The sequence below is a fragment of the Vulcanisaeta distributa JCM 11216 genome, from assembly GCF_001315985.1.
Classification (GTDB): domain Archaea; phylum Thermoproteota; class Thermoprotei; order Thermoproteales; family Thermocladiaceae; genus Vulcanisaeta; species Vulcanisaeta distributa_E.
This window is the reverse complement of the sequence record NZ_BBBI01000005.1, coordinates 142,633-158,187: the sequence shown is the minus strand read 5'-3', so window position 1 is coordinate 158,187 and position 15,555 is coordinate 142,633. Positions and strand designations below refer to the sequence as shown.

The window sequence follows — 15,555 nt, the reverse complement described above, 5'->3', positions numbered from 1 at the left end:
GCTCATTAGGGCTAGGAACGTGATTGACGGGTCTGAACCAGCGATGAAGTATGAACTAGCAATGCTAATGAGCTCACGCCTATGACCCCCCCTAGGCAAAACCCAGGGATTATTGAAGACCCTAAGAACAGTGGCGATTCTACGCCAAGCCTTACTAAGCCTAGCCGACTCACTAACAGCATTATCTACTCCATCAACTGGTGACCTAACGATGAAGATTAGGTCAGCAACAAGCTCCCTAACATCCATCAAAGAGGCAAGTCAATGAACTTTTAAGGGGGGGTGCAGGGCACAAGGCGAGACAAAGGCAACCAATGCACGCTTACGTGCATTAACCACAACAACCCACGTTGAGTAACCCACAATCAAAAAGCCAAGGAACATGCACGAGACTGTGCACTCTCTCCATTTTACAAAGTACTAAGCACCGTTGGAACAGGCTCGGTTTTGAAAAATTGAAATTTCGTGGGAAGAAGAATTCAATTCCCAATAAAGACCGTGGGAACAAACACGAAACGTAAGCATTAAGAGTAGAAAGGTGTACCAACGAAAGCCAAAGAAACAAGAAGGAAAAACTTAAAAAGAGGCAAATAAAGTAGCGAAACGGAAGATTTCAATAGAATATTGAAAGCTGAATCACAGAAACCAAGCCCTGCAATTGATCAATAAGATTGGAGAAGATTTCAATAGAATATTGAAAGTGACCTGTACACTGTCGGCGTGGTTTATGGTCCGTACATGAGCGGTGAAGATTTCAATAGAATATTGAAAGCCTCTGAAAACCTTTATTTCACCTGATTTCTCGGGCAGAGGCAGGAGAAGATTTCAATAGAATATTGAAAGTCGGGGGGGATGGGTATGAAAACGGAGAGGGAGATATATGAGTTCATGAGGGAAGATTTCAATAGAATATTGAAAGACGATATCCTCAATTGTAGTTTCATTGTTGACTTCCATAATTACGGAAGATTTCAATAGAATATTGAAAGGGGGGGTGGTGAGGGGGGGCTGAGCGTCAGGCTCGGCGAGTGGCTTACGAGTAGGGAAGATTTCAATAGAATATTGAAAGACACGATACCCAGCACGGCGAGTAACACGGCTTACTACGTGCCTGACAGAAGATTTCAATAGAATATTGAAAGTTCAATCTGTGACAGGGGGGGAATACCTGTGTAGAATCCTCCTTGTGAAGATTTCAATAGAATATTGAAAGCGATCTCTTTGCCACTCATAAATCGGGGGGGATAACCTGCGTCATAGGAAGATTTCAATAGAATATTGAAAGTCTCTTCTTCCTTATTATCGGTGTTGATAGTAAATTTCTTAGCCTCTGGGTCATGAAGATTTCAATAGAATATTGAAAGGTGCGTAAATGCCCAGGATGCTTGCGTTCAACACCAATGGCTTTGTTGAAGATTTCAATAGAATATTGAAAGTGTAACCATCTGGCACCAACGTTTCGATTTTTTGTGTTACGAGAAGATTTCAATAGAATATTGAAAGATGTGCCACATGCAAATCCAAATCAACCTAACACTCCTAGGTTTGAGGATTTCAATAGAATATTGAAAGGTTCGCTTCATTGTTGGCCCATTTTGCAACTTTTTCGCTCCTCGCATGAGGATTTCAATAGAATATTGAAAGCTTACTGAGCTTCAACGTCTCTGGGTACATTAGGTTAGCAACCTTACTGGCGAGGATTTCAATGGGGGGGTTTTACCCTTAGTATCTTGGGTTTAGGTATCAATGATGGTTTTAATTTTTGATTTTGATTCTCCTAATTTTTGAGGTTGTTATGAGACTGTTGCTGTGTATGTTCCTGAGCTTGTTATTACGGCTATGCTCGTTATTTCGTCTGTTGATGGGTTGCAGCTTGAGTAAGCGATTGTTAGCGTCTGGCCCGGCTTAAGCGTTATCGGCAAGCCGCTGCTCAACTGCTGACCATCTAGGTAGTAGGTGGCTACTGAGCAACTTGCTTGGGCTTTAACAGTTGGTGCTTCTTGTGTTTGCGTATTGGGTGTGTTCTTCCTAGCCTTACTGGCCTTGTTTGGGTTGGTTTTGGTTCATTGCCGTTATCCTTATTACTCCGAATCCCATGCTCCTGCCCGTGCCCACGTTCACGAGCTCCGCATAGTTTAGTAAATGCCACAATTGCTGGATCCTGGACTGCCTCCTACTCACTATCTCGAACTCCACCGAGCCTATGAAGCCCAGCTCAGGCCTACCAGCGTGCCTCGTGGCGACCACCCTACCCCCCCTCAAATCCCTCATGTAGACGTAGTTATAGGCCCACCTGAGTAGGTATGGCCACGACCTAAACTCATTACCAAGACCAACAACGCCTGAGTAGTGGTTTATCGTGGTGAATAGTATGTTCACGATGCTTGGGCAGAAGTCAAACCTAACCCTACGCCTCCTACCCATGGTACTCCTCTTGGCAAACCTAACAGGGCTCAGGAAATCAACCCGGAACCTACCGCCCCCCCCAACCCTCCACAGCTCATCAACCCTAACGACCTCAACACCCAACAACTCAAGCGATGCATCAACACTCCCAATCCTAACACTCCTCACACCCTCAAGCCCATTGAGGAGTTTCAGGCCGAGGGACTCACCAATCACAGTAACCCTAAAACCCAACCCATCGCCGGGCGGTATCACGTGGTCACCCCTAAAAAGGACCTTACCATTATGCGTGAGTGGCGTCACTGAGATGGGCTTTGGACCCCCCTCCTCGAGTGAACCTCATCGCCGAGGCCAGGCTCGATCGTGTTGAGTATGTTTAGGAGCATGGACATGGTTATTGAGCCAGTAAACCCACTAAGCACAATGGGTGACGAAGACCTAACACCGAAATTAAACACGAAGATTAGAGACACCGGGTGTTTGAACCCAGGCACCTTTAAATTTAAGATTCCTAAACACCGCTTACCGCGAGTATTGACCCATAGCCGTAATTCGTGAACAAACCCACGTGAGTCCTCGGCACCTTTAACCTAACCACGGTACCCGGAGCATTGCCGGGTATATAGGCCTCCTGCACTTAGCAGCCTCACTAAACCCTAGGGATGCCGTCATAACCCTCTGCCTAACACCTCCTTCGGAGAGTAGGCCATACACTAATTCTATATCCTTATCTACCTGTTCAACATTGATGAATGGCGCATCGCCATCGAAAACCACCGGGCTTAGTACAACGCCGTAGGTGACCCCCCCGCCGGTCTCGGCCCTTGGTATATCCTCACTCGCACTAACAAGCTCAACAATGGCCTGCCTACCCTCACCACCAACCCTCATAACCACCCTAGCGCCCTTAAGCACATCCCCCCCCTTCCCTAGCTTTATCAAATATTGATAGCCCCCCCAATCCCTGACGGTCTCAACACTGCCACTCTCGTTAATCTTGCGCAGCCAAATGAACCTCTGCCTATACGTGAAGCCCGGCCTAACGGTGCGGGCCTCCCTATCAATGGCTATGCCAACCTTATCAATGGTCTTAAACATAAGCAGCTCATTATTAAGAATCCCGCTAACGCACTCATCCTTACAGCCATGTAAACCACCGCATTTACGTAATCAGCGGCTTTATCCAGGGGGGGAATTAGCTTATCTTCAGTAATGAAATACTGCTTATCACTCACATTAATCAGCGGGCCCCAAACATATTCAATGCCTAATTTATTAATAACCTCCCTGAGTGAGGTCAGGCAGTCGCTCTGCTTAGGTAGGTTACATAGTGTTGAATCACCTGACACCTCGCAATACACATTAGCCAAGAGCCCAATTATCGTGGTCGGTAATGGCGCATACGAGGTCTCAGTTACGCTGAATACATCAACACCTCCGACCGTGCCTCTCGTTAATTGAAGCGCCTCTATGGGCTTGATGGTTAGGTTGAGGATCATGGCAATCGCCTCAGTATATTCACGGAGTTTATTAAATTAAGTATATAGTCACCACCATGTTTCTCATACTCCTTTAAGCTGCATTCAGCTCTGGCCACCAAATCATTTAAGACACTCTCGAGTCTCGTATTATTGTTAATAACGTGTTTAATTACGTTAATCATAATGTCTACCTTATTCATAGACTTAGCCTTGTTGTAGATGTCTTTAAACCTATCAAAGTCATTAGGCACGCCAGTGCTTAGTAGGCCTGAATAAACATAACTCATTAGTCTCTTCAAATCCTCAATACTTCTAATCACAATCCCCTTAGGCCTAACTGGAAGTACTGAAATGTGACTAGTTCTTGAGGCGCTTATGGCCATTGAATCCTTCTTAAAGGAGCCCCCCCAATCACTCTCCTTAGCATAATCATTAAGAAGCTTCCCCGGCTTCGGCATATTCGTAAGAGAATATATCAAGGATGTGTGTAAACCTTACCGAGTAGCTCTGCCCATATACCGCCAGTGCCGGCACCGCATAATCGCCTGCCCTGTGGAAGAACGAACCCTTATCGAGCCCCCCCCAGTAAATCTTCCTAATCTCATTAATGAAACTAAATGTATTTTCAATAGGCGCTAGTGCTGCAATATCATCACCGCCCATGTATATGGGCATGACATTCATCCCTATGGCCCTGTACAGGGCTTTAAGGGCAGTAACCATGAGTGACCGAGTTATGGCGAATTTATAGGCTGGTGAAATAGGTATTCTAACGGCCGTGGAACCATCCCTAGGCCTAGTGAAGTATTTTGAGCACTTAATCTCTTGAAGCACCTTTACCTGCATTTCAACGTCACTCCTGAACTCGTTCAAATCACCATCAACGTACTTATCATCGTTAAGCATGGAATTGTAAAGCTTAATTAACTCATCCAGGTAGCCGGGAATGAGACCTTCATGCAGGTCGCCTACAGAATCACCATCGCCCCCCCTAACTATGGCGTAAGTGAAGTGGAATTGCAAGAACCTACCAACTACATTAGCCATGCACCTATTCTTTAACTCCGCATCGCTGATTGAACCACACACATCATCTATGACGGAGTCTTGGGCCAACTTATTATATATATTATATATATCCTTAACCAAATCCATGTTAGTTAACGCCTTCTCCACGCATTCCTCAGTAACGTTCCTAATGATCTCAGGATTGCCACATATATTCTCCGGGCATATGTTATCGATGTCCCTGGGTGGATTACTATTAATATATTTAAAAATCTGGACACAATCCTCAAAACTAAATATATTCTTAATGAGACTGCTTATTGAGAATAGGTACCTGACGGCAACGTCCTCCGTGCTCTCGAACCTCGCCTTCTCATTACCCAGCTGAAGAGAGCCCCTAGGCCTAGGTATATGACCCTCTTAGCCAGGTCTACCGAGCTGAGCGCCTCGCCGGGCTTAAAGACGCTCATCAGCGTTGATAATGCCTGGTCGTTACTAGGTGCGCATATTATTGAGTTACTGCCGACGGCCTTCCCCCAAGCTTGGCGATAATTTCTTCAACATGGCTGTTGCCTCCTCATTATAACATATGTTGCGGTTTGAGTTGATGATCTTCCCAAACTTAATGACTGCGGGTACCTCAGGGTTTAATGTACTGGGTATCCAGCCATTAGTGCTGGTGTACGTGGTTAAGTCAATCCTCGGAGATCCATTACTATCGAACCAGGAACCAATGGTCGGCAATCTACGCCCCTCCTCATCACGTATCTTCCTCCTAACTTCATCACTAGTCATTAGGTAGTCGAAGAGGAACATTTCACGACAATCATTATTACTAATTTTTAGATCCACCAGCGTCTTATCGCTTAATGGACAATAAACCTCGCCTATCTTAATGTCATCACTGGAATTAGGCCCTATACTCAATACGCCTATCCTGAGGGGGGGTAGCTTAAACTCAACCAAGCCTGCACTCTTAAGGCTTTTAATTAGTTCAACCACATAATCATAGTTACTACCTATATTGTTCAATAGTTTGAAGGCTGAATCTAGGATGCAGTTAAGCGCATTACTGAAGCTGCTTTTTAATTCATTGATTATCTCTTCTTTAGTTAATTCATAACCTTCAGGGGTGCGTCTAGGGAGTATTAATTGGAAATATTCACCAATGAAGGCTACCTGCATTATGCCCTTAAGCAGGCCTAGAGCTGAATCAATACTGCCGGGCTTACCCGTTAAGAACACGTTAATGGCACCCATTAGGCGTTTAAGCACGTCGATTAACTCGCCACTAAGTTTCTCATAATTATTAAGTACGTTGACAAGCTTATTGAATACTTTGCATGAATTCTCCCTCTCATCACTATTAAGGCTTAGTGACGCTGCTAAGAATGCGTAGTATAGTGGGTTCAACCTGGTGGTTGGCCTAATTAATATGTCAGGTCCGAAGCGCCACACGAGGGGGGGCCATATCGTTAGCCATATCACCATTGATATGACCCAGCTACTGGCCCAAAGGTCACCAGCCTCCTACTTGCCGATATAAACTGCTGCACGCTTGGAATATCCCCCAATAACATAGTAACCTCCAATAAGTTCACCATTACTACTAACCCAATTAGATATCATCACGGACGCGTAGGCGTGGTCAAATACGTCATGCGTTGGCGCCTAGTGTCAGCTGGGCTGGGCGGTAAACCATACATGACCCAATACGCCTCATAGGCGGCGTAGAAGAAGTTATAGAGTGACCTGGGGGGGTCTTTGTCGGTAAGCTTATTAACCACATCCACATCATGTCTCAAATCCTGCTCGTATTCTCGAACCTCATTAATAATACTGTTGTAGTCATGGGGGGGATTTCGTAGCTGTAGCTTGGGTTAAATATGTTGAGTAGTCTAATCCTTTTATAGACGTAGTTGGATCGAGAAGGCTTTAGGAAAATCCACCTATCAAATGATGAGGCCAATTTATCTGACTTAATAATCCTCATATCAGACTCTAGGTTAGGCACACCGCCACCGAATGGTGTGCCTTGGAAAAGGCGTTGGTAAAGCTCCTTAGCCCTATTCACGTGATTGATCCCATTGATAATTAACCAAGCCTTATCAGGTGGATCATGCATTAAGACGTATAGCTTACTCTCAAAGTATCGGGTCACTTGTTCAATATTAACGCTCATTAAGTTATTTACATTTTTATGAATGTTTTTAAGCATTAACATTAAGGAAAAAGGAAAACACTTTTAAAAACATAATATATAGGAAATATACAATGAGCCAGGCACAGCAGGTGGCGGTAAGTCAGCGGATTTCTGAATTACTATTCATTTACTCATTAACGCCGACGCACCCTGGAAGCGGTAGAGGCGGTGAGATAGTAGATCTTCAAGTCCAGCGCGATGAATTCGGCATACCGGTCATATGGGCAAGCGGGTTAAAGGGCGTCTTCAGAAGCAACCTAACGCTTAGGTGCGGTGGTGATACGGCATGCAAGGAGCGGGTTAGGGCGATCTTTGGTCCCGAGGCCGGGTCACGAGAAGTCTCCGACTACGCATCCTCAGTTGTCTTCCTGGACGCTAGGCTCCTCCTAATACCGGCTAGGTCATTGAGGGGGGGTGTCTGGACGTACGTAACGTCTCCGCACCTACTTAATTACTACCTAACGTACCTGGAGGCCCTGACTGAGTATAATAACGCACTTAATCAATTAAAGGATTCATTGATGAAGCTGATCGATAGGGTGAGGTCAAGCGTCGGTGGTGGCGTGGCTCTCGTGAGTAGTGGCCGCGTATTGATGGGGGGGAATAAAGCCGTAATTAATGAGTTGGAATTTAACGCCAAGGTTGATTCCGACGCAATGAAGCTGTTCCTAAGTGCATTGCCAAAGGACGTTGGGGGGGATAAGGTGTCGCAGGCAGGTCTCGTATTCATCAGTGATGATGACATTAATGAGGTTATTAGAAGGGGGGGCCTAGTAATACAGACTAGGGTTAGGTTAAATTATGAGTCTAAAACCGTAGTCAGCGGTGCCTTATGGGAGGAGGAGTACTTACCTCAGTTCACTATAATGGTATCCGGGATAGTATGCAGCGGCATTAGGAGATCCCTGGATGGAATTAGCAATGACCAACTTAAGAAGAGCCTAGAGAGCCTTAAGAGTCCAGGTAATGTATGTAATGAATTAAGGAGTATAAATTCACTGATGCTTGGAGGTAAGGAGACCGTGGGCAAGGGCCTAGTTAAGCTTTGGTGGTACCCGGGTGGTGCCCCCCCATGATAACGAACCAGGTTAGGGATAAGGCCCTAGACCTAGCGATTGAGTGCATTGAAGCCATTAAAGATGTATTCGGCAGCAATGGCGATGTGATGGACGGTTTTAAGACAAGGTGTAGGCATGAAATAGCTAACCTATACTACAACGGCATTACCTACACCCTAAGCTTCATCCTATCCAAGTCAAGTGATAAAGGTATGACGGGCTTTGAGAAATTAAACCATGCACTTAGTAATGACCCTCTACGCGACATATTCAAGAAGGTTAGTGGTAATGTTAGTAAGGAGGCCTACGAGCTTTACGGAATATGCCTAGTCAGGGCGCTTAAGGAGTTGGGTGTCATAACCAAGGCCAACAACGTCATAGACGTCTTAGGACAACTCAATGACGTTAATGCCGAAGTATTGGCAGACGATAAATTACTCATGTTCGCCGAGTGGCTTAAGAGGCTGGCTGAGGCCACGATCAGGTCTAGGGGGTGATTAAATGCCTTACGTAGAGCTTGAGGTCAATTTAGCAACACCACTACTGGCTGGGTCCGCAGACCCAAATAAGGTTGATGAAGACTACCCAATAAGGCCCAGCGAGGTTAAGGGCCTTTGGCGCTGGTGGGCTAGGGCCTGGTGCTGGTGCCCTCTTTAATCAGGGGGGGTTTCTCCACGGCGGTTCCAAGGGCTCTGTGCTTAAGGCGCCAAGCCCTGGCGAGGTTAGGGCTATCTCAGAAATAGTTGGGTTAGACCTCGGTCTCGGTTATGCGGGTGGTGAGGGTTCCAAGGCATCATGCTTCAGCATAAGCATTGAGTTCCAGGGCTTGGTCGCCCCAAGGACGGCTACTGGTGGGTACGTTGGCCGCGATAACCTCCAGAGGGTTAGGCTGTTGACGCTTGGCCGTAGAGAGGTTGAATACGTTGATAGGCTTAACGCACGTATAATAATCGATGAGCATATTAAATGCGGCTTATCCGAAGATGCCGTAAAGGCGGCCCTCGGCGCATTAAGCCTAGCCCTAAGGCTTTCATGCCTCGGTAAGGGCAGTAGGAGGGGTCTAGGCTGCCTAGACATCACGCGCGTCTACGGAAGGTACTCCTCGCTATTCGACCCAGGGAGGCGAATCAATGACGTGATCGATGAGGTCATCAAGTACGTGAGTAGTGTGGTTAGTGGGCGTAGGTTCACTAACGTGGCACGTAGGGAGAGGGGGGGGCTTGCGAACTACCGCCAATGCCGGTAGTCTCGAAGGCGGACTTCACAAAGTGCATGGAGGGCAATGCTAAGTGCGGGTTAGGCGACGTAGGCGGTATACATGCATTCCAAGTCCTCGAATTAAACAGAGGTAGGGACGCATTGAGTATACTCCATAACTTTTTCCTAAGGCCTGAGAGGGCTAGGGTACTGAAGGGGGGGAACCCACTCATTAATGATGACTTAAGAAATAGGTTAGAAGCCTGGGTGCTTGGCTTACCCAGGGAGCAAAGGGGGGGTACAGGCTATATTATGCGTGGGAACGTTACCAGGAGGGCATCACCAATGTTATTAGCTGTCCACAGCAAACAAAGCTACTTAGCAGTGTTCATATCCGCTGACTGGCCGAGGGAACTAACGTGGAGAGCGCCGGCAGCCAGAGGATAGCTATTAATGAGCAGAACATCATAGGCGCAACCTGTACGGCGTTAAACGAACTTACGGACTATGTAAAGAAGCAGGGCATCAATGTGACCCGCGTATGGCCACAGCGATGACACCCAGCAACACCAATATAGTTAGTCAACTTAGGCGTGAATTTATTGAGTGTATACGTGACATAAACAACTGCGCCGCCCAGTTAAGGAGACGGGATCGTGGAGGTGAGGTTAACGTTAGGGATGTTGTCAATGAGAGGATGCAGGGTTCATGAGGATGGTTGTTAAGGCATATTCATGCAATAGTGTAAACGAGTTATTGAAACGCGTTAATAATCATATTGATGAGGTTAAGAGGGCATTTATAGAGGCAGGTTATGAGGAGTTAATAGACTCGACATACGTCATCATCAGTAGGTTAGCCGTAGGCTCAGAAACCCGTACATGGAGGTGTTAGAAACAGGCATTGCCTGGGACCCATACTGGAACCTACCCTACATACCATCATCATCGCTTAAAGGCGCCGTAAGGGCGGCGGCTTACAGTGATAAGAGCCCATGCCTAAACGCCCTAGGTCTTCAGGCTGAGTCATCTGCAATAATAATACTTGATTCATACCCAGTCATATGCCCAGGTAATAAAGGCCTATTAACGCTAGACATCGTAAATCCACACTACAGCGAGGTTAATGGCGAAATAAGCGAGGCGGAGTCAAGCCCAAACCCCCCCGTGATATTACCCACAATAACTAAGGGCGTAGGGTTCAGAATAGTGATATTGGTGGCTAAGAATAGGCTCAGGGAAAGACTGAGTAAGTGCGGTGGTGGCCACTGTAACTATGTATACTTAAGTTCAGACTGTAAAAACGCCTGCACGAGGATGAATTCACCAGGTTAATTATGTCCGCGTTAAGTAGGGGTGTCGGAGCTAAGACGGCTTTAGGCTACGGCAGATTCAAGGTAAAATAAACTTAATTACCTTAAAATTTATATCTAAGTAATTTGTGGTGATTAGCCTAAGCTTAAGAAACATTGGATCCCTGAAGAGTGTCGAGATCGAGCTAGCTAATGGCCCAGTCGTGCTGTACGGTCCTAATAATGCCGGTAAGACAACGATCATGAGGGCCCTTAAGTACGCCATAAAACTACTGACAAACAAGACGATCCTAGTGGGCGAATTAAGGGAATTAATTAACCGCGATTCCGGGGGGGAAGCATCAATGATACTGCTAAAAGTAGGTAATATTAGTTATGAGGTAGCGATGGAACTACTTAATGATAATTCCTTAAAAGTCAAGGTTGTGAAGACTGAGGAGAGTGAGAAGGAAAGTAAGGAAGAGGAGTTGATGAATAAGCTTCCTCTCGGGTGAGGTTTCGCTGGGGAGAATGGTTATTGAGGAAATGCCGCTGCTTTGGATCACTTATGATGAGTTAATACCGCTGAATGTCCCTGGGCTTAATGATGATGTTGAAATTTATGTAAAGGACTTAGTCGATAAAGGCATTGACGCGGTAGTTAGTGCAAGTGAGCATTTGGGGTCTAAAGAGTCCAGGTTCATGGAAATCCGTGAAGATATCCTGAGCAATGCGAATGAGGTATTCTCGGTATTGACAGGGTTTAACTTTGAATTTCATGACGAGCTATTCATTAAGGATTTGAGGCATCACTATAGGAATATCGCGGAGGGCGTTAAGAGGATGATGCTCATATCCATAACCCTAGCATTGGCGGATTACTTAAGAAAGCGGGGAAGATCGCCCATAATCTTCATCGAGAACTTCGAAGCATCACTGCACGTGGACTACGTAAACGATGCATTAACCAGGTTCAGGGATTACGAGTTCCCAATAGTTATCGAGACCCACAACGCTTCGTACTTAAGTACTCAGCCATTAATAAACTTAAGTACTACGTAATTGAGAACGGTAAGTCATATGTCGATTTATCATCATCAGAGCTCTTCAAGAGAGAGCTGGCGGTCATGATAGCGTGATAAGCATGCCTCCAGGTATTAAGTGCGGTATAGCTAATGATGCGTGCGATAAGTTCCTCAGAGGGATCAACCAAGCCTATGATGTGGAATGCGGCAATTTATGCGGATTTCATGGTAATGATTTGATAAGCGATGCGGATTTCAAACAATATCTAAAGCAAAATTTCACGATAAATAATATAGATAGCGTTGCGGCATGTAGGGTAGATGTAAGTGTGGATTGCCATAAATTACAGATGCAGGATGCATTACCCTGCTGTAACCCATCAAGACAATATAATTGGCCTGACGTATGTATACTTATTAATGGCTCAATAAGGATAAATGTTGATTGCAAATGTGGAACTCATAACATGAAATATAACGATCCTGTTGAATTACAAAATATAATAAATAAAGTAAAAGGTAATACTATTGTGCTCGTCAAAATGAGTATTAGAAATAAAATAAGAAATAAAATCAAAAGTAAATATGCCTACAATTTTATTGGGTGTCATATATGATGCTGTTTGAATTTAATATAAATAATATTAATATTGGTAATGATATAAATAACTTTATAATTGCTCTCAAAAATATTGGTATTTACCTAGAGAAGAGTGAGTTGACAATAAACGATTTTTACTTCGGCGAATATGGCGACTATTTAATCAACTTAGTTCCTTTTAGTCCATTTGCCTATATGCAGCTTTACCTCAGGGAATTCGTGAAGGAGGATTACATATACATCACAGGTGATGTTGAGGATTACATTAAGAGCAACATTGATGCTATTAAAGATAAATTTAAGGAATGGGTCGGGAAATTACTGGGTTTAGGCCTGACGATGGGTTTACTATCGCCATACCCATTGCATTACTTTGTGATTCGTGAAAGCCCTGAAAATACATTACTCCAGAGGGTTAGAGTTGATCCATGTGGTGCAATACATGCAATATTCATTAGTGATTCACCATCACCTCTCTCGCATTTAATCATTAGGCTTCTTAACGAGCCCGTAGTACCGTTTATAGGGGGGGAGGATCTGAAGGATTTCATAATGTCATTTAGAGGTGGGCGCTACAAAAACTCTAATGACCTAATAAATGACCTAGGCAGCAGGTGCCGTATTAGTAAGGAGGGCGATGTGGCCGTAATCACCTGATCACAATCAATAATTATTCACAATTCTGAACTGAGCCCTTAATAACGTGGGGGGGCCTATTGCGATGCCAAGACCGTGGTAGAGACATTAAATGCGATAGATCGGCGTTGAGACCGTATGCCACTGCCTAAGTTATGCAGTTTCGTTGGATGTAATAAAGAGGTTGAAAATGAGGCTTGACGTTTATGGCGACGCACATCTATGGTATTACGAGGGTTAAGAATGTGGTTAAGAAAAGTAGGTTCTTTCAATATTCAATATTCTATTGAAATCTTCAAACCAAGGCAGCCACAATGATACGGGGGGAATCGCAATGGGTCTTTCAATATTCTATTGAAATCTTCCGAGTATAACAATAGGTTCTCAGTGAGGTGCCCAAAGTGTGGGCTTCTTTCAATATTCTATTGAAATCTTCTTGAACCAGGTGATAATCCAAATGGACAGCAAATTTATACATGGATTGCTTTCAATATTCTATTGAAATCTTCTCACTGCTGCACTGACCTGCTGCAAGCAGATAATTCTTGTCTAATCTACTTTCAATATTCTATTGAAATCTTCCGGAACGTGTGCTTATTAAGTTATTTATAAGCATTACCTTTATTCTTTTATGGTTCTCCTTGGAACGTTAATTTTCATGGACGTTCATGAATCGTGTCTGTTCCTACGGTTCTCGTTACGTATTGTGGTTTTGTTCGTTCGTTATTGTTCAATTTTCCAAATACGTGCTTGTTCTGACGGTGGATCTCCGTGTTTGTTTTCCTAGGGAGTTATTGTTGTTTTGTCATGTCGTGGTTCTACCTACTGGGTAAAAATTAAGTATGGGTGTATGTATTATGTTGCCATGAGGTTGGTTGTTGGTGTGGGTGCGCCTTCGTACATTGTTGAGTCGGCTTTATCGGCTGTTTTTAGAGCGTATGAGTTGGTGGGGGGGCCCAATGTTGAGGTTGTCGTGGTTCACTCAGGTTTCAAGAGGGCAGAGCGTACTGCTGGGTTTATTGAGAATCTGCTCAGGGAGGGGGGGTGTTAATAATGTTAGGTTGTTGTCGTTTAGAGGTTGTGGGGATCTTAATGAGGTAATTAGTGGTGATGCAGTGGTTGTACCATCTTCAGCGTCTGTTAGGATGGCGATATGCATGACAATGCTCGCGGCACAGAGAGGGGTCCCTATAATGCATGTAATGTTTCCGTTTGGTCCCTGGACAAACCTATTCTATCCATTAGTACCCAGGTGGTTACAGTGGGTTCAATTATTTGGTAAGGTGAGTGTGAATCAAGGTCCTAACAATGTGTTAAGGCAATTGATTGGTGATTGCGACGAGTTTATTGATAAACTTAAAGGTGTCGTTGGTATAAATATATTAAACTCAGACCTAAGGAGGGAGGTTGCTCGGGTTTCCTGCCTAATAAATACCTTAACCTCAACGCCACACGTATATGAGGATGATAATCCAAAGCCCAACAGTTTAAGGTTAGAGCTCAGTAAAGGCGAGCTGAGGTTACTGGTCGATAATACCCTGATTGAGAGCGTTAGGTTAAGAACTAACCCGACCTATAGTCGTGACATAAGCAATAACGAAGCCGTGAACATGGATAGGGTGAGGAAGCTCATAGAGGCCATACTTAACTGCGTAGGCGATGAGGATGATACCGTAGATCAAATGATCCGCTTCTTTGGATTTAGGGTTATGGATATTGAGGATGGGGGGGATTACGTGATCGACACTAACACGATATATCACGGCATACACAACCTGCCAGTCAGGGTGGAGATACCGTACTGCGTACAAGTGGAGGTCCTCCACGCGGTTGCTGAGGAAAAGAGTGGCTGTAGGTCCGTGCTTGCTAAGGCCGTGGAGCTCGCCTTTGAGCAATTAAGATTGCGCGCTGCCTACGTACCAACGGCACCCTATAAGTGCGATGTCGTGATACCAACGACGGACAGAATAGTGCTAAGGGGGGGCAAGAAATTGTTAACAATGGACAAAAAGGCGCATGAGCTGTGGCTCAAGTACGGGCTAGACTCTGAGCTGATTACCAATGATAGGTTTAGGAATCCTAGTAACTCAGAGCTTGACCACGCAATAATCCAACTATACGCATTCACAAAAATCCTCAACCAAGCACCATAGACGGCAGGCCCCCCCACCCAATCTTCTCCAGTGTCCGCAATTCACCAATAAGATGGCATCACCATTGCGTCTTAATACTTAAAACCAGGATGATTAGTGATTAAGGGTATGTCCCTTAAACTTGCGGTATTGTCAACCGTGGGTACGAGCATCCTTGGAAATATCGAGAGGAACCTCGACAAGTTAGCCCTGAGCCAGAGGTCTAGGGAGGTCTTTGGCAATAGGGCTAAGCCCCCCCCGAGTAGGTTGCCCATTGATGATGAGCTTCAGAGTCTATTCGAGGAGTGGTCCGCCAGGGGGGGTGGTGAGGTTCTTGAGGACGCCGTTAAGGCGTTGAGTGGGGGGGACCCCCCCGCGGGCTTCAGCGCCGAGCTTAACTCACTAATTGCCTTCATAAACTCACTACCCGCGAGGCACGTGATTGGTGAGTTGAGGCTTCAGTTCTACCAACCGACACGGGAACCTCCAGGTTCTGCGCGAGGGCCATAACCGAGTA

At 45.2% G+C, this 15,555-nt stretch carries 27 protein-coding genes, 1 pseudogene and 2 CRISPR repeat arrays; of the genes and pseudogenes, 16 read left to right on the top strand and 12 right to left on the bottom strand.

The genetic code is table 11. The annotated features are described in order from the left end of the window. The 12 genes and pseudogenes from JCM11216_RS06110 to JCM11216_RS06075 all read right to left on the bottom strand — a co-directional run. Positions 1-249: pseudogene (locus JCM11216_RS06110) on the bottom strand (hypothetical protein); the annotation flags it as partial. 357 nt (positions 250-606) lie between these two features. Then, positions 607-1,720: direct repeats of the CRISPR family, unit length 25 nt; unit sequence GAAGATTTCAATAGAATATTGAAAG. Between the two features lie 73 nt (positions 1,721-1,793). Next, entirely contained in the window at positions 1,794-1,934 is a 141-nt protein-coding gene (locus JCM11216_RS17045; protein WP_243675419.1) for a hypothetical protein, read from the bottom strand. Positions 1,935-2,034: 100 nt separating this feature from the next. Next, on the bottom strand, positions 2,035-2,661 hold the full coding sequence (gene cas6, locus JCM11216_RS06105) for a CRISPR system precrRNA processing endoribonuclease RAMP protein Cas6 (RefSeq protein ID WP_243675418.1): 627 nt from the start codon (positions 2,659-2,661) through the stop codon (positions 2,035-2,037). 44 nt (positions 2,662-2,705) lie between these two features. After that, entirely contained in the window at positions 2,706-2,879 is a 174-nt protein-coding gene (locus JCM11216_RS17040; protein ID WP_243675417.1) for a hypothetical protein, read from the bottom strand. Positions 2,880-2,991: 112 nt separating this feature from the next. After that, positions 2,992-3,504 (bottom strand): type III-B CRISPR module-associated Cmr3 family protein, encoded by a 513-nt coding sequence (locus JCM11216_RS06100; protein WP_054853625.1) that lies wholly within the window; start codon positions 3,502-3,504, stop codon positions 2,992-2,994. Continuing rightward, a complete protein-coding gene (locus JCM11216_RS06095; RefSeq protein ID WP_054853624.1) occupies positions 3,474-3,905 on the bottom strand; it encodes a hypothetical protein in 432 nt (143 codons plus the stop codon). The genes JCM11216_RS06100 and JCM11216_RS06095 overlap by 31 nt, the downstream gene beginning before the upstream one ends. Continuing rightward, positions 3,902-4,345 carry a hypothetical protein gene (locus JCM11216_RS06090; RefSeq protein ID WP_054853623.1) on the bottom strand — a complete coding sequence of 148 codons (444 nt, stop codon included), beginning with the start codon at positions 4,343-4,345 and terminating at the stop codon, positions 3,902-3,904. Before JCM11216_RS06090 ends, JCM11216_RS06095 begins: the two co-directional genes overlap by 4 nt. Beyond that, positions 4,320-5,063 carry a hypothetical protein gene (locus tag JCM11216_RS06085; RefSeq protein WP_054853622.1) on the bottom strand — a complete coding sequence of 248 codons (744 nt, stop codon included), beginning with the start codon at positions 5,061-5,063 and terminating at the stop codon, positions 4,320-4,322. Before JCM11216_RS06085 ends, JCM11216_RS06090 begins: the two co-directional genes overlap by 26 nt. 149 nt (positions 5,064-5,212) lie before the next feature. Beyond that, positions 5,213-5,365: a hypothetical protein gene (locus tag JCM11216_RS17035; RefSeq protein ID WP_243675416.1), complete on the bottom strand. Its 153-nt coding sequence runs from the start codon at positions 5,363-5,365 to the stop codon at positions 5,213-5,215. 46 nt (positions 5,366-5,411) lie between these two features. Continuing rightward, complete coding sequence (locus JCM11216_RS06080; protein WP_243675415.1) at positions 5,412-6,386, bottom strand: type III-B CRISPR-associated protein Cas10/Cmr2; 975 nt, start codon at positions 6,384-6,386, stop codon at positions 5,412-5,414. Positions 6,387-6,523: 137 nt separating this feature from the next. Continuing rightward, complete coding sequence (locus tag JCM11216_RS17030) at positions 6,524-6,700, bottom strand: hypothetical protein (protein ID WP_243675414.1); 177 nt, start codon at positions 6,698-6,700, stop codon at positions 6,524-6,526. After that, positions 6,697-7,077 carry a hypothetical protein gene (locus tag JCM11216_RS06075; protein WP_243675413.1) on the bottom strand — a complete coding sequence of 127 codons (381 nt, stop codon included), beginning with the start codon at positions 7,075-7,077 and terminating at the stop codon, positions 6,697-6,699. The genes JCM11216_RS17030 and JCM11216_RS06075 overlap by 4 nt, the downstream gene beginning before the upstream one ends. Positions 7,078-7,169: 92 nt before the next feature. On the opposite strand from JCM11216_RS06075, the gene cmr4 reads away from it, so the two are divergent. From cmr4 to JCM11216_RS17010, 16 genes are all read left to right on the top strand, one after another. Next, a complete protein-coding gene (gene cmr4, locus JCM11216_RS06070; RefSeq protein WP_054853619.1) occupies positions 7,170-8,174 on the top strand; it encodes a type III-B CRISPR module RAMP protein Cmr4 in 1,005 nt (334 codons plus the stop codon). Continuing rightward, positions 8,171-8,653, top strand: a complete 483-nt coding sequence (gene cmr5 / locus JCM11216_RS06065) for a type III-B CRISPR module-associated protein Cmr5 (RefSeq protein WP_054853618.1) — start codon at positions 8,171-8,173, stop codon at positions 8,651-8,653. The genes cmr4 and cmr5 overlap by 4 nt, the downstream gene beginning before the upstream one ends. A gap of 4 nt (positions 8,654-8,657) precedes the next feature. Continuing rightward, a complete protein-coding gene (gene cmr1 / locus JCM11216_RS17025; protein ID WP_243675411.1) occupies positions 8,658-8,813 on the top strand; it encodes a type III-B CRISPR module RAMP protein Cmr1 in 156 nt (51 codons plus the stop codon). A gap of 37 nt (positions 8,814-8,850) precedes the next feature. Continuing rightward, complete coding sequence (locus JCM11216_RS06060; RefSeq protein ID WP_054853617.1) at positions 8,851-9,402, top strand: hypothetical protein; 552 nt, start codon at positions 8,851-8,853, stop codon at positions 9,400-9,402. After that, the gene (locus tag JCM11216_RS06055; RefSeq protein ID WP_054853616.1) at positions 9,393-9,800 is read left to right on the top strand and encodes a hypothetical protein; all 408 of its coding nucleotides are present in this window, start codon (positions 9,393-9,395) and stop codon (positions 9,798-9,800) included. Before JCM11216_RS06060 ends, JCM11216_RS06055 begins: the two co-directional genes overlap by 10 nt. Then, positions 9,773-9,910: a hypothetical protein gene (locus tag JCM11216_RS17020; protein WP_243675410.1), complete on the top strand. Its 138-nt coding sequence runs from the start codon at positions 9,773-9,775 to the stop codon at positions 9,908-9,910. The genes JCM11216_RS06055 and JCM11216_RS17020 overlap by 28 nt, the downstream gene beginning before the upstream one ends. Next, entirely contained in the window at positions 9,895-10,065 is a 171-nt protein-coding gene (locus tag JCM11216_RS17015) for a hypothetical protein (RefSeq protein ID WP_243675408.1), read from the top strand. The genes JCM11216_RS17020 and JCM11216_RS17015 overlap by 16 nt, the downstream gene beginning before the upstream one ends. Then, positions 10,062-10,247: a hypothetical protein gene (locus tag JCM11216_RS06050; RefSeq protein WP_054853615.1), complete on the top strand. Its 186-nt coding sequence runs from the start codon at positions 10,062-10,064 to the stop codon at positions 10,245-10,247. Before JCM11216_RS17015 ends, JCM11216_RS06050 begins: the two co-directional genes overlap by 4 nt. Then, positions 10,235-10,687, top strand: a complete 453-nt coding sequence (locus JCM11216_RS06045; protein ID WP_054853614.1) for an RAMP superfamily CRISPR-associated protein — start codon at positions 10,235-10,237, stop codon at positions 10,685-10,687. The genes JCM11216_RS06050 and JCM11216_RS06045 overlap by 13 nt, the downstream gene beginning before the upstream one ends. 106 nt (positions 10,688-10,793) lie before the next feature. Continuing rightward, complete coding sequence (locus JCM11216_RS06040) at positions 10,794-11,159, top strand: ATP-binding protein (RefSeq protein ID WP_054853613.1); 366 nt, start codon at positions 10,794-10,796, stop codon at positions 11,157-11,159. Between the two features lie 16 nt (positions 11,160-11,175). Further along, a complete protein-coding gene (locus tag JCM11216_RS06035) occupies positions 11,176-11,706 on the top strand; it encodes a hypothetical protein (RefSeq protein ID WP_054853612.1) in 531 nt (176 codons plus the stop codon). Positions 11,707-11,779: 73 nt separating this feature from the next. After that, positions 11,780-12,286: a hypothetical protein gene (locus tag JCM11216_RS06030; RefSeq protein ID WP_054853611.1), complete on the top strand. Its 507-nt coding sequence runs from the start codon at positions 11,780-11,782 to the stop codon at positions 12,284-12,286. Beyond that, positions 12,283-12,927: a hypothetical protein gene (locus JCM11216_RS06025; protein WP_054853610.1), complete on the top strand. Its 645-nt coding sequence runs from the start codon at positions 12,283-12,285 to the stop codon at positions 12,925-12,927. The genes JCM11216_RS06030 and JCM11216_RS06025 overlap by 4 nt, the downstream gene beginning before the upstream one ends. A gap of 251 nt (positions 12,928-13,178) precedes the next feature. Then, a CRISPR array of direct repeats spans positions 13,179-13,488; the repeat unit is 25 nt; unit sequence CTTTCAATATTCTATTGAAATCTTC. 268 nt (positions 13,489-13,756) lie between these two features. Further along, on the top strand, positions 13,757-13,957 hold the full coding sequence (locus JCM11216_RS06020) for a hypothetical protein (protein ID WP_054853609.1): 201 nt from the start codon (positions 13,757-13,759) through the stop codon (positions 13,955-13,957). Then, on the top strand, positions 13,926-15,059 hold the full coding sequence (locus tag JCM11216_RS06015) for a hypothetical protein (RefSeq protein ID WP_243675406.1): 1,134 nt from the start codon (positions 13,926-13,928) through the stop codon (positions 15,057-15,059). Before JCM11216_RS06020 ends, JCM11216_RS06015 begins: the two co-directional genes overlap by 32 nt. A gap of 108 nt (positions 15,060-15,167) precedes the next feature. Then, entirely contained in the window at positions 15,168-15,548 is a 381-nt protein-coding gene (locus tag JCM11216_RS17010) for a hypothetical protein (protein WP_243675404.1), read from the top strand. Positions 15,549-15,555: the final 7 nt, after the last annotated feature.